This is a genomic window from Acinetobacter sp. ANC 5045 (assembly GCF_004331005.1).
GTDB lineage: Bacteria > Pseudomonadota > Gammaproteobacteria > Pseudomonadales > Moraxellaceae > Acinetobacter > Acinetobacter towneri.
Window position 1 is genome coordinate 18,937 of sequence record NZ_SJNS01000018.1, and the last position, 21,393, is coordinate 40,329.

At 41.0% G+C, this 21,393-nt stretch carries 23 protein-coding genes; 9 read left to right on the plus strand and 14 right to left on the minus strand.

All coding sequences use genetic code 11. The annotated features are described in order from the left end of the window. Positions 1 to 83: 83 nt before the first annotated feature. Together mrcB and E0H79_RS12345 are read left to right on the plus strand one after the other, a co-directional pair. Positions 84 to 2,477, plus strand: coding sequence for a penicillin-binding protein 1B (gene mrcB, locus E0H79_RS12340; protein WP_131261780.1), 2,394 nt, complete (start codon positions 84 to 86; stop codon positions 2,475 to 2,477). Positions 2,478 to 2,549: 72 nt separating this feature from the next. Next, a complete protein-coding gene (locus E0H79_RS12345) occupies positions 2,550 to 3,068 on the plus strand; it encodes a hypothetical protein (RefSeq protein ID WP_096901888.1) in 519 nt (172 codons plus the stop codon). Between the two features lie 78 nt (positions 3,069 to 3,146). Here E0H79_RS12345 and E0H79_RS12350 read toward each other — a convergent pair whose 3' ends face one another. Beyond that, complete coding sequence (locus E0H79_RS12350) at positions 3,147 to 4,046, minus strand: NUDIX domain-containing protein (RefSeq protein WP_096901851.1); 900 nt, start codon at positions 4,044 to 4,046, stop codon at positions 3,147 to 3,149. Between the two features lie 138 nt (positions 4,047 to 4,184). On the opposite strand from E0H79_RS12350, the gene hemP reads away from it, so the two are divergent. Beyond that, positions 4,185 to 4,355 (plus strand): hemin uptake protein HemP, encoded by a 171-nt coding sequence (hemP, locus tag E0H79_RS12355; RefSeq protein ID WP_004972965.1) that lies wholly within the window; start codon positions 4,185 to 4,187, stop codon positions 4,353 to 4,355. Positions 4,356 to 4,466: 111 nt separating this feature from the next. On the opposite strand, the gene E0H79_RS12360 is transcribed toward hemP, so the two are convergent. The 4 genes from E0H79_RS12360 to E0H79_RS12375 form a co-directional block, all read right to left on the minus strand. Further along, complete coding sequence (locus tag E0H79_RS12360) at positions 4,467 to 5,816, minus strand: sensor histidine kinase (RefSeq protein WP_131261781.1); 1,350 nt, start codon at positions 5,814 to 5,816, stop codon at positions 4,467 to 4,469. Positions 5,817 to 5,833: 17 nt separating this feature from the next. Continuing rightward, on the minus strand, positions 5,834 to 6,496 hold the full coding sequence (locus E0H79_RS12365; RefSeq protein ID WP_004972960.1) for a response regulator transcription factor: 663 nt from the start codon (positions 6,494 to 6,496) through the stop codon (positions 5,834 to 5,836). Between the two features lie 131 nt (positions 6,497 to 6,627). Next, complete coding sequence (locus tag E0H79_RS12370; RefSeq protein WP_131261782.1) at positions 6,628 to 6,984, minus strand: NirD/YgiW/YdeI family stress tolerance protein; 357 nt, start codon at positions 6,982 to 6,984, stop codon at positions 6,628 to 6,630. A 112-nt stretch (positions 6,985 to 7,096) separates the two neighbouring features. Beyond that, positions 7,097 to 8,854, minus strand: coding sequence for a GspE/PulE family protein (locus tag E0H79_RS12375; protein WP_004972956.1), 1,758 nt, complete (start codon positions 8,852 to 8,854; stop codon positions 7,097 to 7,099). Positions 8,855 to 9,102: 248 nt separating this feature from the next. Here E0H79_RS12375 and E0H79_RS12380 point away from each other — a divergent pair, with 248 nt between their 5' ends. Further along, positions 9,103 to 10,305, plus strand: coding sequence for an MgtC/SapB family protein (locus E0H79_RS12380; RefSeq protein WP_096901885.1), 1,203 nt, complete (start codon positions 9,103 to 9,105; stop codon positions 10,303 to 10,305). Here E0H79_RS12380 and tsaA read toward each other — a convergent pair. Continuing rightward, positions 10,302 to 11,057, minus strand: a complete 756-nt coding sequence (gene tsaA / locus E0H79_RS12385) for a tRNA (N6-threonylcarbamoyladenosine(37)-N6)-methyltransferase TrmO (protein ID WP_131261783.1) — start codon at positions 11,055 to 11,057, stop codon at positions 10,302 to 10,304. The two genes, E0H79_RS12380 and tsaA, sit on opposite strands and share 4 nt — an antisense overlap. Positions 11,058 to 11,159: 102 nt before the next feature. Here tsaA and E0H79_RS12390 point away from each other — a divergent pair, with 102 nt between their 5' ends. Further along, positions 11,160 to 11,939: a ferredoxin--NADP reductase gene (locus E0H79_RS12390; RefSeq protein ID WP_004972950.1), complete on the plus strand. Its 780-nt coding sequence runs from the start codon at positions 11,160 to 11,162 to the stop codon at positions 11,937 to 11,939. 59 nt (positions 11,940 to 11,998) lie between these two features. On the opposite strand, the gene E0H79_RS12395 is transcribed toward E0H79_RS12390, so the two are convergent. The 3 genes from E0H79_RS12395 to E0H79_RS12405 all read right to left on the minus strand — a co-directional run bounded on the left by E0H79_RS12395 (position 11,999) and on the right by E0H79_RS12405 (position 13,306). Continuing rightward, a complete protein-coding gene (locus tag E0H79_RS12395; RefSeq protein ID WP_004972947.1) occupies positions 11,999 to 12,184 on the minus strand; it encodes a hypothetical protein in 186 nt (61 codons plus the stop codon). Between the two features lie 20 nt (positions 12,185 to 12,204). Next, positions 12,205 to 12,459, minus strand: coding sequence for a hypothetical protein (locus E0H79_RS12400; protein WP_004972946.1), 255 nt, complete (start codon positions 12,457 to 12,459; stop codon positions 12,205 to 12,207). A 226-nt stretch (positions 12,460 to 12,685) separates the two neighbouring features. Continuing rightward, positions 12,686 to 13,306 (minus strand): cation transporter, encoded by a 621-nt coding sequence (locus E0H79_RS12405; protein WP_131261784.1) that lies wholly within the window; start codon positions 13,304 to 13,306, stop codon positions 12,686 to 12,688. Between the two features lie 75 nt (positions 13,307 to 13,381). On the opposite strand from E0H79_RS12405, the gene cadR reads away from it, so the two are divergent. Further along, positions 13,382 to 13,783, plus strand: coding sequence for a Cd(II)/Pb(II)-responsive transcriptional regulator (cadR, locus tag E0H79_RS12410; RefSeq protein WP_004972941.1), 402 nt, complete (start codon positions 13,382 to 13,384; stop codon positions 13,781 to 13,783). Between the two features lie 49 nt (positions 13,784 to 13,832). Here the strand turns inward: cadR and arsH are convergent, their stop codons facing one another. The 3 genes from arsH to E0H79_RS12425 form a co-directional block, all read right to left on the minus strand. Continuing rightward, positions 13,833 to 14,537, minus strand: coding sequence for an arsenical resistance protein ArsH (gene arsH / locus E0H79_RS12415; RefSeq protein ID WP_004972939.1), 705 nt, complete (start codon positions 14,535 to 14,537; stop codon positions 13,833 to 13,835). A 72-nt stretch (positions 14,538 to 14,609) separates the two neighbouring features. Beyond that, entirely contained in the window at positions 14,610 to 15,668 is a 1,059-nt protein-coding gene (gene arsB, locus E0H79_RS12420; RefSeq protein WP_004972938.1) for an ACR3 family arsenite efflux transporter, read from the minus strand. 4 nt (positions 15,669 to 15,672) lie between these two features. Continuing rightward, positions 15,673 to 15,990, minus strand: coding sequence for an ArsR/SmtB family transcription factor (locus E0H79_RS12425; protein ID WP_004972936.1), 318 nt, complete (start codon positions 15,988 to 15,990; stop codon positions 15,673 to 15,675). Positions 15,991 to 16,088: 98 nt separating this feature from the next. On the opposite strand from E0H79_RS12425, the gene arsC reads away from it, so the two are divergent. The 3 genes from arsC (at position 16,089) to E0H79_RS12440 (ending at position 18,421) form a co-directional block, all read left to right on the plus strand. Beyond that, positions 16,089 to 16,517, plus strand: a complete 429-nt coding sequence (gene arsC, locus E0H79_RS12430; RefSeq protein ID WP_004972934.1) for an arsenate reductase (glutaredoxin) — start codon at positions 16,089 to 16,091, stop codon at positions 16,515 to 16,517. A gap of 224 nt (positions 16,518 to 16,741) precedes the next feature. After that, positions 16,742 to 18,124 (plus strand): tRNA 5-hydroxyuridine modification protein YegQ, encoded by a 1,383-nt coding sequence (yegQ, locus tag E0H79_RS12435; protein WP_131261785.1) that lies wholly within the window; start codon positions 16,742 to 16,744, stop codon positions 18,122 to 18,124. Positions 18,125 to 18,151: 27 nt separating this feature from the next. Continuing rightward, positions 18,152 to 18,421 (plus strand): YfhL family 4Fe-4S dicluster ferredoxin, encoded by a 270-nt coding sequence (locus E0H79_RS12440; protein WP_004972931.1) that lies wholly within the window; start codon positions 18,152 to 18,154, stop codon positions 18,419 to 18,421. Between the two features lie 236 nt (positions 18,422 to 18,657). Here the strand turns inward: E0H79_RS12440 and ahpF are convergent, their stop codons facing one another. Beyond that, positions 18,658 to 20,223 (minus strand): alkyl hydroperoxide reductase subunit F, encoded by a 1,566-nt coding sequence (gene ahpF, locus E0H79_RS12445; RefSeq protein WP_096901839.1) that lies wholly within the window; start codon positions 20,221 to 20,223, stop codon positions 18,658 to 18,660. Between the two features lie 216 nt (positions 20,224 to 20,439). After that, positions 20,440 to 21,357: a hypothetical protein gene (locus E0H79_RS12450; RefSeq protein WP_131261786.1), complete on the minus strand. Its 918-nt coding sequence runs from the start codon at positions 21,355 to 21,357 to the stop codon at positions 20,440 to 20,442. Positions 21,358 to 21,393 lie beyond the last annotated feature (36 nt).

Below are 21,393 nucleotides of genomic sequence, written 5' to 3' on the forward strand. Positions count from 1 at the left end.
CCCTTCAGTCACAGATTAATTATTGCAAATTCAGTAAAAGCTTCGCATGATTAGCAAAATTTATCAGGATCTTATCGCGATTTATGAAGTCTGAGCGTGGCATAGGCATAATTGCATTACTATTTTGCATCATCGTTATCGGTGGATTTATTGCATTTAGTATTTACTTGATTCGTCTGGATAATATTGTCAGAGACAAATTTGAAGGCCAGCGTTGGGATATTCCAGCCAAGGTTTTTGCACGCCCATTAGAAGTGTATAGCAATGCACCTGTCAGCCAGACCGACTTTACTCAAGAACTAAAACTGCTCGGCTATAAAAATACAGATAATTACGCCAAATCAGGCAGTTATGTTAGCGATGGCAATACTTTATTTGTACATACCCGTGGTTTTGACTTTGGCGACAGTGTCGAGCCTGAACAGGTTTTAAAAGTCAGCTTTGCCAATAATCAAATTAGTGAAGTGAGTGCCACCAAACCTTCTAATACAGGTATTGCACGTTTAGAACCGATGTTGATTGGCGGAATCTATCCGCAGCACAATGAAGATCGTGTGCTGATTAAACTGAATAAAGTACCTAAACCGCTCATTGAAGCACTTATTGCTACTGAAGATCGTAATTTCTATCAACACCACGGCGTTTCAATTCGTGGTACTGCGCGTGCTATTGTCAGCAACGTCACGGGTGGCAAACGTCAGGGCGGTTCTACCCTTACACAGCAATTGGTGAAAAACTTTTATTTAAGTCCTGAGCGCACTTTAAAACGTAAGGCCAATGAAGCACTCATGGCTATGCTAATTGAGTTGCATTACAGCAAAGATGAAATTTTAGAAGCCTATTTAAATGAAGTGAATTTAGGTCAAAACGGTAACTATTCTATTAATGGTTATGGTCTGGCTTCACAGTTTTATTTTGGTATGCCGTTGCGTGAGCTAAACATTTCACAGCAAGCCTTTTTGGTGGGTTTGGTACAAGGCCCATCATTATATAATCCTTGGCGTAACCCAGAAGCTGCCAAAAAGCGCCGTGACATTGTGCTAAACAATATGTTGGTGATGGGTTATTTAAACCAAGAACAATATGAAAAAGAAACTGCGCGTCCCTTAAATGTCATTACAAAACCGACCATTGGCCCTGCCCGTTTCCCTGACTTTTTAGATATTGTCCGCCGTCAATTACGTACTGAATATCAAGAAGGAGATTTGACCAATCAGGGTTTGCGTATCTTCACGACGCTTGATCCGATTGCACAAACCAACGTACAAAATGCTTTTAAAGCATCGGTTGAGCGTTTAAGTAAAGCCAATCCAAAGCGTTTAAAAGATTTACAAGGCGCGGTGCTGATTTCTCATCCTGAAAATGGCGAGTTAGTGGCAGCGGTAGGTTCTACGCAAGATTTTACGGGTTTTAACCGTGCCTTGGACGCCAAACGTCAAGTTGGCTCACTGCTCAAACCGATTATTTATTTAAGTGCAATTGAGTCTGGTCGTTATAATTGGGCAAGTCCTGTAGAAGACAGTCAGATCAGCATCCCAATTGATGGTAAATCTTGGACACCACGTAATTACAGTGGCAGCGACCATGGGATTGTGTCTATGTCACAAGCCTTATCGCAGTCTTATAACCTGTCTGCAGTTCGTTTGGGTCAGGAGTTTGGACTATCCACCTTCCGTAATCACCTCATTAAATTTGGTGTACCAAGTGATGCGATTCCGCAATATCCATCTATTTTCTTGGGTGCGGTAGATTTATCACCAATGCAAGTGATGGACATTTACGGTAACTTTGCCACAGGTGGTTTTAAATATCCGACCAAAGCGATTCGCACCGTAGTCGATGCCAATGGACGTTTACTGGATCGTTATGGTTTAACCGTACAACAAACTATTGATCCTTCTGCCGCCTATATTTTGAATTATGGCTTACAGCAAGTGATGAGTTCTGGTACAGGTCGTTCAGCTTACAATAGCTTATCGACAGATTTAAAATTGGCAGGCAAATCAGGTACAACCAATGATACTCGTGATTCATGGTTTGCGGGCTATTCAGGCAATTATTTAGCCGTTGTATGGCTTGGTTTGGATGATAACAAAGTCACAGGCTTAACAGGCTCGTCTGGTGCTTTGCCTGTCTGGAGTAATGTGATGCAGCAATTGCGTCAAAAACCTGTCAACTTACGTCAGACCGAACAAATTCAATGGCATTGGATTGACCGCAGTTCTGGGCATTTATCTGCACAAGGCTGTGAAGGTGCGATGTATATTCCAGTGAATCGTAATAATGTACCGCGTCAGGCAACCGCATGTGGTTTTTCACACTATCAAGTTGAACCCGTTTACCAACCCGATACTGAAACTCAGCAAACAGCTCCTGAAACCAGTGACAGTATCGAAAATTATATCCGTGAAACTGAACCCGTAACAGATGACAATACTGATGGTCGTGTCATCTCAAGTGGCAGTTATATCAATTAAACTTGAGGATATCGGTCAGTTACGCTTATGAAATTATCACGTTTAAGACAAGTTTTTTTCACCACATTCGCTATGGGTGCGATGGCAACGATTGTAGCTTGCCAGAGTTTACCTGAACCGCCTGCTCCTCAGCCTGTGCCTGAAAAACCTAAAACTGTGACGACACCAGAAGGTGTGGTGATTCGTCCTTATGAACGTGAAGAAATTAAGCGTCAATCGTTGCAAGTGGTGGTGCCACAACAAACCGTGCAACAAAAATTAGAGGATGGTCGTAGTTTGCCTGCTTTTCAAAAGTTGATGCAGCAAACCCAGACCGCTTATAAACAAGGTCAATTCAATCAGGCCGAAACAGCAGCTTTGCAAGCGCAGCGACTTGCCCCGCAAGCGGCTGAAACCTATTTATATTTGGCTTTAATTGCCAACCAAAAGAAGCAACCCGCTAATGCAGAAGCCTTGGCACGTCGTGGTTTAAGCTATGCACAAAGCGATGCTATGAAACGTCAATTATGGCTAGTCATTCAAAAAGCAGCACAGCAACAAAATAATGCCAAAAGCCTTGCGCAAGCCCAACAAGCTTTGAAAGATTTGTAAGGACGATAATTTAATAAACTAAAAATCGCTGAGTGTGATTACATCAGCGATTTTTTTATTTGCGCAAACTAGAAAAAATCAAATAAAACGTACACCTGCAATGCCATAGGCATGATGCTGCTCTGCGGTAGTTAAATCATCTTGAGTTAAGCCACCCAAAGCAAAAACAGGAATATCGACAAATTCAGCGATCTGCTGGAATTTTTCCCATCCTAAAGGTGTGGCATCATGATGCGTGGTGGTTACTAAAACAGGACTGAGTAAAATTGCTTCACAACCAATTTGCTGTGCATGTTGTGCCGAAACAATATCATGACACGCTGCAATATAACGCTGCCCAACTTTTAAATCGCCCTTTTGTAATTGCATCAGTTGCGATTGTTTTAAATGAATTGCTGCAATGGCGTGTTGCTGAATCGTATTTAATTGCTTCCACAATTCCAAATTGACAATCACTTGCCCCAGTTGCTCAATGCAATATTCTGACAATTCGACCTTGCATGCAGCATTGGGTTCAACCCGCCAATACAGCAGTTTTTGCTTAGGCAAATTTGCTAAATGTTTTAAATCTTCACTGACTTTAATTGCCTGTTGCCACACTAGTCGTTGCACAATTGCACGATTGGCTTGTGGAAAATTCAGCTCTAAAAGTTGCGGACGGCTAAACCATGTCCAAGGCACTTGAATATCTTTTAATAAAGCTGCGGGTACAGCAGCCTGAAAAATATGCAGATTGACAATCACATCATCATATTCATGGCAAATAATATCAAAAGCATGCCAATGCTGTATGCCAACACCAACTTCTTCAAACACTTCACGGCGGCAAGCATCTACAGGAGTTTCGCCTGCTTCCACTTTCCCACCTGGAAATTCGTGTTTATTGCCCTGATGTTGTTTGGCTTCGCGCCAACCCACCAACACTTTGTTTTGATGAAATAACAGCGCAATTGCCACATGAATATTTGGCTTGGACATGAACCCGATTCCTTTTTTGCAATGTACGTTTTACTGCAAATTGTAGACTTTTATAAAATTAAAAATAATCCGTTGACAGGTTTACATGATAATGATTATCATTTAAAACAATTCTTACACACCACGGAGTAACTCAAAATGAACGCCCCATTTAATTTATTTTCACGTCATTCAGACACTCAGCATGCCCTACCTATGTTACATTCAAATAACTTGTTTGCGCTAGGACGCGAAATTCGTATTTTGCATGCAGGCGAAGAATATCGTTTACGCTTAACCCGTAACAATCGTCTTATTCTCACAAAATAATTAAAATAATCAACACAATAATAAACGTGGAAACAGCAGTATGAATCAGCGCATACTGCTTTTAAGTTCTGACTTGTTTAATTTTAACTTGCTTCCTAAAACCAATCATATTTACAACTGGGCTTTAGGCAACAAAATACGCACTTTTAAACCACCTTGTTCAGCACGTGAAAATTCAATTTTTCCTGCATGCAACTCTATAATTTTCTTACAAATCGACAGTCCTAAACCAGAACCTTGAGCTTTACTGCCTAAAGCACGGTAAAAGCGTTCGCCCAAACGTGCCAAAACGTCATCAGTCACTGCATGACCATTGTCGGCGATGCAAATTTCCTGCATCAATTCATGCGGTTTCGCTTCAATCCAAATACGTCCTTGAGGTGCTGCATAACGCACTGCGTTGTCAATCAAGTTGCGCAGGCAGCTAAATAGCAATTCAGGATTGCCTTGCACTTGTATCGGTTGAATATCTGACTGAATCTGAATGGCTTTTTCCTGAATAAACGGCGTCAGACTTTGTAAAACTTCCTGCACCAAGTCTGCTATAGATACCGCACTTTTATTTAACGATGCCGCATCTGTCGGGTCTAAACGTGCCAATAACAGCAAATTTTCCAATACTTGTGTACCACGACTGACATCACGCTGAATTTGCTCTAAATCTTGTGCCAACTCAGGTTGTTGTTGGTATTTACGTTTTAGCACCTGCAAACGCAATTGAATGGCAGATAAAGGAGAGCGTAATTCATGCGAAGCATCTGCTGTAAATCGCTGTTCTGCAATTAAAGACTGCTCTACTCGCCCCAACAATTTATTCAATTGCTGCAGCATGGGTTGCAGTTCTTTCAATTCAGGTTGTGTGGGGATAATTGGCGTCAAATCATGTTGATTTTTTTCTGCAATTTGTTGGGAGAGTTGCTGAATCCGCTTAAATTGACGACCAATCATAAAATGCACAATGGCCCATTGCAGCAACCACAACAGCAATAAAATAGCGGCATAACCTAAACTGGTTGCAGCAATTTCCTTGAAGCGATATTTAAGCGGCTGCGCGACAATCACATGCAAGCCATCTTCCTCTGCCACATAGCTGCGCCAAATTTGTCCATCTTGCCAGTGAAATGAAAAACCATGCTCAGATACCACGGCAAGCTGAGACAAGTGAAGCTGAGAAATGTCATGTTCATCTTCAGAGGTAGTCAAAATCAGATCATCTAATCCCAATTGATAGGCAATATGAAATTGCTCACTCAACTCATCGACCTGATTGCCTGCATGGTCACGCAAGTCTGCTCGCAGCAACATATCGGCTATTTCATCCATAATGTCATCATGCACGCGCATGGTCTGATAACTGGCAACCGCCAATAATAAAATCAGGGCGAGTCCACCCGCCAAGACCGAACTTAAAACGGAGCTTTTAACCAGTTTGGACTGTAAAGAAATGACCTGTTTAGACATGCGGAGATCAAACTGAATTAGTTATCTTGCTGCATACGATAGCCTAAACCTCGGATGGTTTTAATGCGGCTACTGCCAATTTTTTTGCGTAATTGATAAATAAATACTTCAATCGCATTACTTTCAATTTCATCGCCCCATGCATATAAAGACTCTTCGAGCTGTTCACGAGTCACCACATGCTGCGGGTTTTGCATCAGTTTATGTAAAATCTGGAATTCCTTGGCCGTTAAATTGACCTGTTGATCATCCACTTTCACTTGTTTGCTTTGCGTATCTAAAACCAAGTTGGCAAATTCAAGCTGCTGTGTCGGATGACTTTGCGCACTGCGTAACTGACTGCGTACCCGCGCCGATAGTTCTTCAAGGCTAAACGGTTTGACCAAATAATCATTGGCACCTAAATCAAGTCCCTGTACCCGATCTTGAATACTATCGCGCGCAGTAATGAAAATAACAGGAGTATCCTGTTGCTGCTGTCGTAAAGCGTGCAGAATTTCATCACCGCTATTTTTAGGCAACCCACGGTCTAACAACACACAATCATAATGATGCTGCTGAATGGCTAAAATGGCGTGATCGCCACGCTCGACCCAATCGACATTATAACCATCCATTTCCAGCCAGGTTTTAATACTTTCTGCTTGTGATACATCATCTTCAGCCAAGAGTAGTCGCATGCCATCCTCTGTTATTTTTGATGTACTTCAATTAAGAATCTAAGAATTATAAAACCACATCCCTCCTGTGAGGTATGTGGTTTTTCAGTGATGAATGCTGCTTGAAGTAAATCATGCGCACGCATTGAATGTTAGAAATGAACCTGATCGACATCTATTTCAATACGTTTTGCAGGCTTGTGATCAATATCCACTTCACCAATTAAGGTAACAGGCGTTTTGGCAGAAACGGCTTTGCCATTCCATAAATCATCATCAATATCGACCGTAATGGTGCCTGTGTTATCACGGAACTGATATTTTTCATCACCAATAGATTTCACCACATAACCTTTTAACTGCACTTTGCTATCATCTTTCAGGCTTAATGCTTGTTTTACCGTTACATTTTGATGTAGTGCTTGGGTATTAATGCTGTCGTTTGCCATGGTGATTGAAGCTGCTGCCATTAAACCTGCCATCAACATTGCTTTCATTGTAAATTTCATTGCTTCACCTTTTTGTGTTGCTCATTTCGTTATGGTGATTAAAACAAAGCAAGATGAACTGAATCTTAAGATTTCCATTTTTTTAAAATTCATCGTAAAAAGTTTGAATCTGCTAATTTAATGGCACTACGCGCAACACTTCCTCTAAAGTGGTCATGCCTTCTAAAACTTTACGCGCGCCCGCAATACGCAACGGTTCAATGCCCTCTTTTTTAGCTTGCTGACGTAATTCATTTAAATTGGCATTGGCACTGATGAGCTGTTTGGTGTCTAAACTTAAAGGCATAAACTCATAAATTCCGACCCGACCTTTATAGCCCGTTTGACGACATTCATCGCATCCGACAGGTTTAAACACTTGTGCAGGCATTTCCATAATGTAGTCAAAGGTCAAATGTTCCCAGTCTTTTTCATTTATTGAGCCTTCCTGCTTACAATGCGGACATAGCTTACGCACCAAACGCTGTGCCAAAACGCCTAAAATTGTGGCAGCAGTCAAAAATGGCTGCACGCCCAAATCATGCAAACGAGTCAAACTTGACGGCGCATCATTAGTATGCAGTGTCGATAAAACTAAATGCCCCGTCAGTGCCGCTTGAATCGCCATATTTGCGGTATCCTGATCTCGAATTTCTCCGACCATAATAATGTCAGGGTCTTGACGCATTAAGGCACGCACACCATCGGCAAAACCTAAATCAATTGCGGTATTCACCTGCATTTGGTTAAAACTCGGTTCTAACATTTCAATCGGGTCTTCAATGGTGCAGACATTGACTTCATCGGTAGCCAATTGCTTTAGCGATGAATACAGCGTGGTGGTTTTACCCGAACCTGTAGGGCCTGTAACCAAAATAATGCCGTGACTATGTGCAGTCAGGGCATGCCATTCATTCAACAAACGACTATCAAAACCCAATTGCTGAAAACTGCGTACCAATACTTCTGGGTCAAAAATACGCATCACCAGTTTTTCGCCAAACGCCGTTGGTAAGGTCGATAAACGCAGTTCAGTTTCTTGTCCTTTTGGAGTTCGGGTTTTTAAACGTCCATCTTGCGGTTTACGTTTTTCGGCTACATTCATACGCCCTAAAATTTTAATCCGTGAGATGACTGCGGTAAGCGTATTGGCAGGCATGTTATAGATGGTGTGCAACACGCCATCAATACGAAAACGTACTTTGCCTGTGTCTTTACGTGGTTCGAGGTGAATATCACTTGCGCCTTGTTCAAAGGCAAATTGCAGCACCCAATCCACCAACTTCACAATATGTTGATCATTGGCATCTGGGTTTTGGGTATCGCCCAATTGCAATAAAGCCTCGACCCCTTTATTTTCACGGTCATGTGCAGAAGATTTTTGTGATGAGTGTACTGCGCGACTCACTTGGTAATATTCGATCAAATAACGCTGTAATTGATCTGGGCTGAGTAAAACTCGCTGAATTTTTTTGGGCAATAAACTATGTTCTAAGTTGGCAACCCATTCTTTTTTATAAGGTTGATCTGTCGCAATTAACACCGCATCTGCAGTCACTTCCACCGCTAAAATACGGTTACGCAGTGCAAATTCCTGCGACATCACAGCTGTTAAAGCAGCAACATCGGCTTTTAACGGATCAATAATATAGAATGGCAAGCCTGATTTATCAGCCAGCCATTGGCATAAACGGTTTAAAGTTAAAGTGGTTTGGGGATGACTTTGATCGACCAAATTAAAGTTGGCAATCCATTGTAACGGATGCCATTTTAATTGATCACGTTGACGATGCGTGGTTTGTACCAAAGCCTGATCACGTTCGGTAATTTTACCATCTTTGACTAATTGTTCTAAGCACCAAGTACTGTCTATTTCAAAATTAAAATTCATTGTTATATGCCCCAAAATCTGGGTTTACTATAGCAGAGTTTGCTTTCAGGGCTGAATGACTTCTTTAATACAGTAATCTTGTATGGTTCGATTAAGCCATAATTTTAGAGTGAAAATAGATTCATAAATGGCGATAAACACAATTCAAATATATGATGTTTAAAATAACACCTTGTATTTGGAATGTTGCTGTGGATTTTCTGACTCCTCCATCTTTGGTTACAACCAATTTTCCCGAACTGCTCACCATGTTTGCAGCAGCACTCGGCTGTGGCTTACTGATTGGATTAGAGCGCGAACGCAGTAAAAAAAATGGACAACATCATCATTTTGCAGGCGTACGCACCTTTGGAATTTGCGCATTATTAGGTGCAATTTGCTTCTTATTGGGCATGAGCATTGCCATTGTAGGCGCACTGATTGTTGGCGGAATAGGCTTATATTCCCTCAAAAATCAAGCGGAAGATGACCCAGGTGCAACCACAGAACTGGCCTTCGTCATGACCTATTTTATTGGTGCCTTGTGTTTATGGAATATTCCATTGGCAGCAGGTTTATCGGTCATTTTGACAGGTTTACTCATGACCAAGCACACCATGCATGGCATTGTCAGTCAGTGGATTACCGAAGCTGAACTACGTGATGGCTTGTTTTTACTGGCTTTGGTGTTAATTGCCTTGCCACTGACGCCTAATACTGCACTATGGGGCAATGTGCTTAATCCTTATGTGATTTTAAAATTATTGATTTTAATTCTAAGTGTGCAGGCTTTGGCGCATATCGCCAAGCGTTTACTCTCAAGCAGCAACGCCCTCATATTATCTGCAATTGCTTCAGGTTTTGTATCAAGCACCGCAACCATTGCCAGTTTAGGCATGGAAGTACGCGCAGGTCGTGGCGACGCACGTGCCAATGCAGGTGCAGCGCTGATGTCTTGCGTGGCAACTTTAGCGCAAATGTTGATTATTGTGGCGGGTGTCAATCTGATTTGGTTTAAGTTATTAATTATTCCAAGTTTGGTCGGAATCGCGATTTTGGTTGTAGCGGGTGTCTGGTTGCTCAAAAAACATAAAAGTACGGCAACGGCAAAGCCAGAAACCGATACCCGTATGTTTAGCCTTAAAGAAGCCGCAATTATTGTGGCGACATTGACCGCAATTCAAGCGATGGTATACGGCTTGGAACAAACCCTTGGGGATGCAGGTTTAATCATTGGTACCCTGCTCGCCTCGTTATTTGAGGTTCATGCCGCAATTGCAACCGTGGTGATGCAAGGTCCACCGAGCCAGCAGGTACTTTTGTATGCCTTAATTTTAGGTGTGGTGGCACATGCGATTGCCAAATGCGTCAATGCCGCGCTCATTGGTGGTTTGCGCTTTGCACTGTATTTCGCCCCTGCCCAAATTCTGCACATGCTGGCGTTGGTGGCTATTTTATATATGCTGGTTTAATCGACAGCGATTAAAACAATTTTTAGGATATGTACTGCGTGCTGATCAACACGGAAACTGACATCAAAATCTGCAAAATTCATGGTGTAAATTCGTTCAGCATCATCCTGATATGCAGGTCGTGGATCTAAAGACAAGACCTGTTCCAATTCCTGCACAATTTGTGGTTGCAATACGCCTGAGCCGAGTAACTGATTTTTTTGCGCTTCTGCTGTGTCCATCCATAGCACTGTTTTTCTTATGGGTTCATCTTGCGCATAACCACTTTGTGCATCAGGCACAGCATCTGAATATTGGATATAAGGTTTAATATCCAAAATAGGCGTGCCATGCAACAAATCTGCTCCTGTCACATAAACTCGCAGTGACTTACCCACTTTTTTGACCTGTTTAAATTGCACCACAGACAAACCAATGGGTGCAGGTCGATACATGCTGCGCGTCGCAAACACACCTATTTTTTGATTACCACCCAAACGTGGCGGACGCACTTGTGCACGAAAACAGGGGTTTTGCTGTTTCTGTACGGTTGGATGAGCATCGGTTTGGTTTTTATTGTCGTGAAATTGCCAGATTAACCATAAGTGACTAAACGCTTCGATCCCTTGAAATGCCAACACATCGTTATAAGGCGCTTGCATTTCAATATACGATTCGACCTGTACCAGATTTGGTTGACGAGGAATACCAAATTTTTCTCGGTAGGGAGAGTGCATAAATCCGATTATTGGCATTTTTAGATCAATCTTCATCACTTTTTCTGATAAGCTCAATTAAATATATTCAGTTTATAGAGAATGATTTTAGATTAGAATAGCAAGCTGTTCTAATTTGATAATTTATTGAGACCTTTAATGGCTGCTTTCAACGTCGAAAAGATTACTCACGTACACCACTGGAATGACACTTTATTCAGTTTTAAAACGACTCGCGATACCGCACTACGTTTTAAAAACGGTCAATTTGTGATGATTGGTCTGGAAGTAAATGGCAAGCCTTTAATGCGCGCTTACTCGATTGCCAGTGCTAACTATGAAGAAGAGCTAGAATTCTTCTCAATTAAAGTACCTGATGGCCCTTTAACGTCTATTTTACAAAAAGTAAAAGTGGGCGATGAATTGCTGGTTTCTAAAAAACCTACAGGCACTTTGGTACTGGATGATTTAAATCCTGGTAAAAACCTATACTTACTTTCTTCAGGTACAGGTCTAGCTCCATTTTTGGCAACCATCCGCGACCCTGAAACTTATGAACGCTTTGAAAAAGTGATTGTGGTTCACGGTACACGTTTCATTTCTGAATTGGCTTATCAAGATTTAATTCTAAATGAATTACCAAATCACGAGTTTTTCCAAGAACTTGGTATTCGTGAAAAACTGGTATATTACCCAACCGTTACACGTGAAGAATATCCAAACCAAGGACGTGTGACCACGGCAATTGAATCGGGTGAAATCTTTGAAAAAATTGGTTTACCACGTTTTAACCCTGAAACTGACCGTGCCATGTTATGTGGTAGCCCTGCATTCTTAAAGGATGTTGCAGCATTACTTGACCAACATGGTTTAAAAGAATCACCACGTATGGGTGAATTGGGCGATTACGTGATTGAACGTGCTTTCGTTGAAAAATAAAAGCTGTTGAATCTAAAAAAACCGAGCTAAATAGCTCGGTTTTTTGTCATTAGCATCAATTAACGTACACTGCGACCTTCTTGGTTAGCACGTCCTTCACAGTGTGCACCACCACCAATTACAAACCCACGCTCTGCCTGACATGAACCAATCATACGACCACTCGAATCATAAGTTGTCACTTTTGAAGCACAACCTGTCATCAAAATAGCCGCTGTTAATGCGATTAAACTAGAAATTTTCATTGTATTACCCCTCTAAAAAATTAGTCTTGTTGCAGTGAAATCTGCGAATTATTTGGTATGGTTGGCAATAAACCCGTGCGCTCATCTACTTTAGAATAGTTAATGCCTTGTATGTTGGCACCACCATAACACACAGCTTTAGCCCCCAAAATAAAGCCCTGTGTAGCGACACATGAACCAATCACTTGCCCTGCAGTATCATAAGTCACTACTTTAGAACTACAGCCAGCCAAAGCAATCAGGCTTGCTATAGAAAATAATTTAATTAGTTTCATTTAACCCTCAATTTAAAAAAAATTAAATATTATTCATCGTGTAAATTATTTTTAAATACATCAATTTATTTTTAATTTTAGTTATATATTATTTTTTGTAAATAGCAATTTGGAATAACTTATCGTTATTTTTACTTCAAATTTTAAAATTATTGCGACTACAAAAAATTAAAAGCACTCCATCTAAATCACTCAAATCAGATGGAGTGCTTTTTACGTTTATTCTTTATTCTGGTACATTCATTCTTCGTTCAGCCAAAGCTTGCTGAATCACATGATACCCCGCTGTTAAGCCCAAACTCGCCATAATCACGGCTACCACAAGATCTGGAATCAAACTACCCGTACCAAATACACCCACTGCCGCCAAAATAACTGCGAAATTACCAATCGCATCATTACGGCTACATAACCACACCGATTTCATATTCGAATCACCATCTCGAAATGCATATAAAATCAATACAGTAACCACATTGGCTAATAAGGCGATGATCCCAATAATACCCATGGTTATGGCTTCAGGTGGAATACCCTGTATATAGGCATAGATAACCTTGCCCATCACCACCACACCAAACAAGGCCATCGTGATGCCTTTGACCAAAGCCACAGTAGCACGCCAATACAAACTTGCACTTAACACCGCAAGTGAAATCCCGTAATTGACAGCATCTCCAAAGAAATCCAGTGAATCTGCCCATAGGGATGATGAATGGGCATAGGCACCACCTATCAACTCGATAAAAAACATGCTGAGATTGATCACCAATGCAATCCATAACGCGGTTCTAAATTTACTATTCGGTTTGATTGGCGCAGGTTCATGACTACACGTACATGCCATAGACACACCTTCTTTCAAAATGAAATTGTTTCGATTATGCTCATTTAAAACTATAGACTTAGTCCAAGGTCAAGCATGGCACAATATTTAATTCATGAATTAGCTAAAAAAGTTGGTGTCAGCACAGATACCATTCGTTTTTATGAAAAGAAGCACTTACTCACCCCAAGCTTTCGTGCCGAAAATAATTATCGCTATTACAATGATGAGGCACTCAAACGTTTGATTTTTATTAAGCGTTGCCGTGCTTTAGATATGAACTTAAAAGAAATTGAAGCCTTAATTGAATTAGAAAAACAGCCGAAACAAAACTGCTGCGCTGTGAATGAATTGATTGATGAACATTTAAGGCATGTAGAAGATAAAATTGCCGAGTTGCAGCATTTTCAGCTACAACTTCAGCAACTTAGACAAGCCTGCACCACGCAAACAACCATTGATGATTGTCAGATTTTAAAGCGACTTGAAGCCGAATAATCGCTCTCTAAGCCTTTTGTAATGCAGTATTTACGTATCTAAAATTGGATTATAAACACTTCTGATTAACACGCTTCGATAGCTGCTCGGCAGTTTCCACACGTTCAGAATAACGATCTACCAAATATGCTGCTTGCCCGCGAGTCAGCAAAGTAAATTTATATAACTCTTCCATCACATCGACAATACGGTCGTAATAGCTAGACGCTTTCATGCGGCCATCTTCCTCAAACTCTAAAAAGGCTTTAGGAATAGAAGACTGATTGGGAATGGTGATCATCCGCATCCAACGTCCTAAAATACGCAATTGATTGACGCTGTTAAATGACTGCGACCCGCCACACACTTGCATTAAAGCAAGCGTTTTACCTTGTGTGGCACGAATTGCGCCCGCGGCAAGCGGAATCCAGTCAATTTGTGCTTTAAAAATTGAGCTCATTGAACCATGACGTTCTGGGCTACACCAAACCATACCTTCTGCCCACGCCAACAATTCATGCAGCTCTTGAACTTTGGGATGTGAAGCATCGCCATCTTCAGGTAAAGGCAAACCTTTGGGATGGAAAATTTTTACCTCAGCGCCAAAGTGCTCCAAAATTCTGCCCGCTTCCTGTACCGCCAAACGACTATAAGAACGCTCACGGTTTGAACCGTACATCAATAAAATACGTGGCGGATGGTTCAACGGCTTTGCCTGCACCTGTTCAAAACTTGGTGTAGGCAATAAATCTAAATCAATATTGGGTAATACCATGCTGCATACTCTTAAAACTAAAATGGGCAACGCATGCCCATGTTTTTATCTTAAACCTCAAAATGAAGAAAATTACTTTGAACTGACAATCGACTCATTTTGATAAAACTTTTTACGCAGCCATAAAGACACACTCACCAAAGCAATCAACACAGGCACTTCAACCAAAGGGCCAATAATCGTGGTAAATGCAACGGGAGAAGCCAAGCCAAACGTTGCAATGGCAACAGCAAGTGCTAATTCAAAATTATTCCCTGCTGCGGTAAAGGAAATGGCGGTCGTCCGTGGATAATCATTGCCCATCCATTTGCTCATAAAGAAGCTAATAAAGAACATGGCAACGAAGTAAATAATCAATGGAATGGAAATGCGTAAAACATCCATCGGCAAGCTCAGTACTTCTGCGCCTTTTAGTGCGAACATCGCCACAATGGTAAATAGCAATGCCAACAGACTAAATGGGCTAATTTTGGGTAAAAAAGACGTTTGATACCAATCTAAGCCTTTGCTTTTCACTAAAATCAAGCGTGTTAAAAAGCCCATCAAAAAAGGAATACCCAAATAGATTAAAACAGCTTGGGTGATTGTCCAAAAACCAACATCAATCACTTGTCCTGCCACGCCAAAATACGGCGGCAAGAAACTCAGAAACAGCCATGCATAAGTACTAAAGAATACAATCTGAAAAATACTGTTAAACGCAACTAATGCAGCCACGTATTGGTTATCACCACAAGCCAAGTTGTTCCAGACCAAGACCATCGCGATACAGCGTGCCAGACCAATTAAAATCAAACCTGTCATATATTCAGGATAGTTTTGCAAGAAAATAATCGCCAAAGCGAACATCAAACACGGAGCAATCAACCAGTTTTGTACCAAAGACAACAACAAGGTTCGGCGGTCTTTAAACACTTCTGGCAAAGCTGCGTAATCGACTTTTGCCAATGGTGGATACATCATCAAAATCAAACCAATCGCAATGGGAAGATTGACTGTTCCCACACTCATTTGATCTAAGCTTGCCGATACTGCAGGAAATACCACGCCAATCGCAACACCTAGCCCCATGGCAATAAAAATCCATAAGGTCAGATTACGATCTAAAAAAGAAAGTTTGGACTGTGCCATGTGCTTACTCGCAATGTGTTGCAATTGTAGGGTTGATGTGCGTCATCGGGCTGACATCTTGCTGCGCGATAATATTTAAAACAGCAAACGCCCATTCGGGTAAATCTGGGTTCAAACGGTAATACACCCACTGCCCCTGACGTTGATCTAGCAAAATAGATAAATTCCGTAACAACGCCAAATGACGTGATATTTTCGGTTGATTTAACTGCAATTGTTCTGTCAATTCGCATACACAAATATTGTGTTGAGCCATCACCAATTTCAGAATGTCCAGTCGGGTTGGGTCTGACAAACATTTAAAAAAATCAGTTTGATTCATTTTTTATCTGCACTTCAATATTAACTATTGCGAATATACGCATATCCATATATAAATGCAATATTGAAATTTTATCGACCTAAAACGAGTCACTACGCATGAGCAACACCATCAAAATTTTTCATAACCCTGCCTGTGGAACGTCACGCAATACTTTAGAATTAATTCGTAATACAGGACAAGAACCTGAAATTATTGAATATTTAAAAACCCCACCTACACAAGCTGAACTTACTAGCATGATTCAACAAGCAGGTTTAAGCGTGCGCGATGCAATCCGCAAAAATGTAGAACCATACGAACAGTTGCAACTTGAAGGTAGCTCACACAGCGATGCGGAATTAATTGCATTGATGGTCGAGCATCCGATTTTAATTAATCGTCCATTTGTCGTGACCGAGTTAGGTGTGAAACTGTGCCGCCCTTCTGAACTGGTCTTAGACTTGCTCACTCAACCACAATTAAAAAGCTTCAGCAAAGAAGATGGTGAAGTGGTGATTGATAAACATGGGCAACGTGTACGTTAACACGCTTTCATCCATCAGAAATTGATTATAAGCAATCTGTCAAATTGGTATTGAAAGTCCCTTCTCGTGCGTTTTGTATAGCTCAGGATGAGGAACTTTCTATATCAAGATTAGCCCCAGCGTTTCAGCACAAGTTTTCTTCTGAATCCCGAGCTATTTACTAGGTTGAATCCTAAATTTAGATTCATACAATAAAGCCATATTTCTGCTATTGCTTTTTGATCATGACCATTTCCCACGTCACCGAACTTCTCTCTCCTGCTGGTTCTTTAAAAAACATGCGCTATGCCTTTGCTTATGGTGCAGATGCAGTCTATGCAGGTCAGCCGCGTTACAGTTTGCGCGTGCGTAATAACGAATTTGATCATGAAAACTTAGCAATTGGTATTCAAGAAGCACATGAATTAGGCAAAAAGTTTTATGTGGTGGTGAACATCCAACCGCATAACAGCAAACTCAAAAACTTTATTCGTGACCTAGAACCTGTGGTTGCCATGCAACCCGATGCGCTGATCATGTCTGACCCAGGTCTGATTATGATGGTGCGTGAAAATTTCCCCGACATGCCTGTACATTTATCGGTACAAGCCAATGCGGTGAACTGGGCAACGGTGAAATTCTGGCAAAATATGGGTTTAACCCGTGTCATTCTTTCGCGTGAATTGTCGATTGATGAAATTGAAGAAATTAAAAACAACGTGCCTGGCATGGAAATTGAAGTATTTGTGCATGGTGCGCTGTGCATGGCCTATTCAGGTCGTTGCATGCTTTCAGGCTATATGAATAAACGTGATGCCAACCAAGGCGCATGTACCAATGCCTGCCGTTGGGAATATAAAATTCACGATGCAAAAGAAGATGAAACAGGTGACGTAATTCCTGTCAAAAATCTTTCTGAAACTGCCGATGCAGATGAACAACACATGCAGGCACAGCATCAATTTAACGAGCCTGTGTTATTACAACGTAATGACGAAGATATGTTTGCTGCCGAAGAAGATGAACACGGCACTTACTTTATGAATTCTAAAGATTTACGTGCAGTGCAGCACGTTGACCGTTTAACTAAAATGGGCATCCATTCACTAAAAATTGAAGGTCGCACCAAATCTTATTTCTACTGCGCACGTACTGCACAAATTTACCGTAAAGCCATTGATGATGCACTTGCAGGCAAACCATTTGACCCTGCATTAATGACTCAATTAGAAGGCCTAGCTAACCGTGGTTATACCGAAGGTTTCTTGCGTCGTCATGTGCACAGCGAATACCAAAACTACGAAACAGGTTCATCAAGTTTTGATCATCAGCAATTTTGTGGTGAAGTCTTAGAACGTAATGGTGACTACATTAAAATTGATGTAAAAAACCGTTTTGTAGTGGGCGATTCTCTAGAATTGATGACGCCACAAGGCAATATCTATTTCACTTTAACTGAAATTAAAGATAAAAAAGGCAATCTGATTGAAGATGCCAAAGGTTCAGGGCATATTGTAGAAATCCCTATACCTGCAGATGTCGATATGCGTTATGCCCTGCTGATTCGCAACTTACCAAATTCGACTGCAGATATTTCTGCCTCATCGTTGGCTTATCAAGCCAACTAAGTGGCAATAAACTAAGCGAGTATTGCGATGGCACTCCTGATTACCGACCAATGCATCAATTGCGATATGTGCTTACCCGAATGCCCGAATGAAGCAATTTATGAGGGTGAAAAGGTGTATGAAATTGATGTGGCGCGTTGCACAGAATGTGTTGGGTTTTATGACTATCAAACCTGCGTTTCAGTCTGCCCAATTGAATGTATTATTCCGCATCCTGAGCATGTCGAAACCAAAGAGCAGCTACAGGAAAAGTTTAATCAGTTGAATTTATTTGGACAAAATAATAAGGCTAATTAGACTGAAATGAATCTAACTGCTGTAAATCAAACTGGATGTTAAAAATAAAAAAAGAACTGAGTTGTTAGCCGACTCAGTTCTTAAAACCAAAAATAGAATAAATAAACTTTTAATACTGTGCGATAACGCACTTTACTGAACATAGCGCCTGAGTATTGGGGAACTCAGGCGCTATCTTTTTAGCGAATACAATTTAAGGATGGTTAATCCGCGTATTCAGATGTATTCGTTCAGACTTATTGACCTGAACGGATGATGTAATCAAATGCTGAAAGTGATGCTTTCGCGCCTTCACCTGTTGCAATGATGATTTGCTTGTACGGTACAGTTGTACAGTCACCTGCCGCAAATACACCTTTTACATTGGTTTCATTGCGCTCATTTATCACAATCTCACCACGATTCGTCAGCTCTACTTTTGACTCTTTTAAGAAGTCCGTATTTGGTAATAAACCAATTTGTACGAAAATTCCTGCAAGTTCAACAGTATGCTCAACATCTGTCGCACGGTCTTTATATTTCAATGCAGTCACTTGTGCGCCATCACCAATCACCTCAGTCGATAATGCATTGGTAATTACAGTAGTATTTGGCAAGCTGTTCAATTTGTTTTGCAAGACTTGGTCTGCACGTAATTTAGTATCAAACTCTACCAAAGTCACATGCTCTACAATCCCTGCAAGGTCAATCGCTGCTTCTACACCTGAGTTACCACCACCAATCACTGCAACACGTTTGCCTTTAAACAACGGGCCATCACAGTGTGGGCAGTATGCCACGCCGCGGGTACGGTATTCTGCTTCACCAGGTACATTCATCTCTCTCCAACGTGCACCTGTAGACAAGATCACCGTTTTCGATTCAAGTGTTGCGCCATTTTCCAAAGTCACTTCGACCAAACCATTGGCAGTTTCATCAGCACCTTTAATGGCAGATACTTTTTGTAGATTCATAATATCGACATCGTATTCACGCACATGCGCTTCCATTTCTGCCGCAAACTTTGGACCTTGTGTTTTTTGGATAGAAGTGAAGTTTTCAATATCCATGGTATCCATCACCTGACCGCCCATCCGCTCAGCCACAATACCTGTACGAATACCTTTACGTGCTGCATAGATTGCAGATGTATTCCCTGCAGGGCCGCCACCAATTACCAAGACATCAAACGCCTCTTTGGCATTCAGTTTCGCTGCATCTTTGCTCGCAGAATCTGTATCTAATTTAGCTACAATTTCTTCCAAAGTCATACGACCTTGACCAATGTGGTTGCCATCTTGGAATACCATCGGCACAGCCATAATTTTGCGCTGCTCAACTTCTTCTTGGAAGAATGCACCATCAATCATGGTTGCTGTTGTGCCAGGGTTGTAAATCGCAATGAGGTTCAAAGCTTGTACTACATCTGGACAGTTGTGGCAGCTCAACGATACAAACACATCAAAGTGAGATGAAAGATTCAATTCTTTGATTTGCGTTAATACTTCATCCGATACTTTTGGTGCATAACCAGAAGTTTGCAATAAAGCCAAAATTAATGAAGTGAACTCGTGCCCCATTGGTAAACCTGCGAAGAATACGCGCGGTTGCTCACCTACTTTTGCAATCCCAAAACTTGGTGCACGTGCGTTGTTACCGTCAAAACGTGCAGTAACTTGTGGCGAAAGTGCTGCAATTTCTTCAACCAATTCTTTAATTTTGGCAGATTTATCAGAACCATCTAAAGTCGCGACAAGCTCGATTGGGCTTTCAAGACGTTCTAATAAAGTTTTAAGTTGTGTAGAAGTATTTTGGTCTAACATGGCTAACGTCTCCAAGGGAGTAAATTTATTTGTTGATGTCATCTTACGAAAAATAGTTACATAGGGGAAACGGTTTATTTTTATATTTATGATCGTTTTTTTAAATGATAGTGAGTTTCAAGCTTACTATTTCATTTAAAATACCTAAAGCTATTCAATTTAGACATTAACATAAAAACTGAATGTCTGCCTTAAGCAATTGAGCCTAATCATTTTTTATTCAAGTTGTTGTTGAATCCGCAGAATACGCTGCTGTAAATGTCGCGATAAAAACCAGAGTACCGCAGACAGTATTAACATAAGCGCCATAACCGCGAGATTCATATAATAAACCAGCGTATTTAATTGCTGTGCTTGCTGCACTTGCTTATGTACGCTTTGCGCCATAGGCGTTAAAGCTTTGCCATAAACTTGCTGCTGCATCGTCCATAATTGTTCAGGTTTAAATCCATAATGTAAAAATTGCGGATCTTGCTGCTCTGCTTTGACCAAGGTCAACACTTGCGGAATGGCTGCATCTTTATCTGCGGGATGATGCATCAATGCCGTTTGCGCCAACAAATAGGCTTTAACAGGCGCTGCCATTTCTGCATTTTGTAAATAACGCGCCAATTCACTTTCTTGAATGTGCTTTTCATAATGCACAATTTTGGCATATACCTGCTGCGTATCATCTTGTCGGTCATGCTGAACATAACTCAATGCCGACCAAAGTAAAATAAAACTCAGCAACCAAGCTACAAATTTCAAGACAAAGGACTGAAAGCGAATATAAAAAAAACGAATTTTCTTGAGTAGATGAACTAGAACGAATGCACCAATAAATGACACCGACAGTTTTAAAATCAACCAACCCAACCAGTTCAACAAACTGAAAAAATAATCAGGTTGCTGCCCTAAATTTGCCAAAGTCGCATCGACACTTGCAGGCATGTGTAATTGCTGAACTTCAGTGCTTAAACCAAAGAAGCTATAAATCACATCTTGCTGAATAAAAAAGCCAATTGCCGATATAAGCACCACCGTCATAGACAGCACAGCCAAAAAACTGAGCTTTTTTTGACGCTGCTGTAATGCCACAACACCTGTTTTTAGCTGCTGTGGCTGAATGGCATATTCATCAAGTGGGGGCAAATCCGACTCCTTATCAGGTAAATTTCAGATTAAATG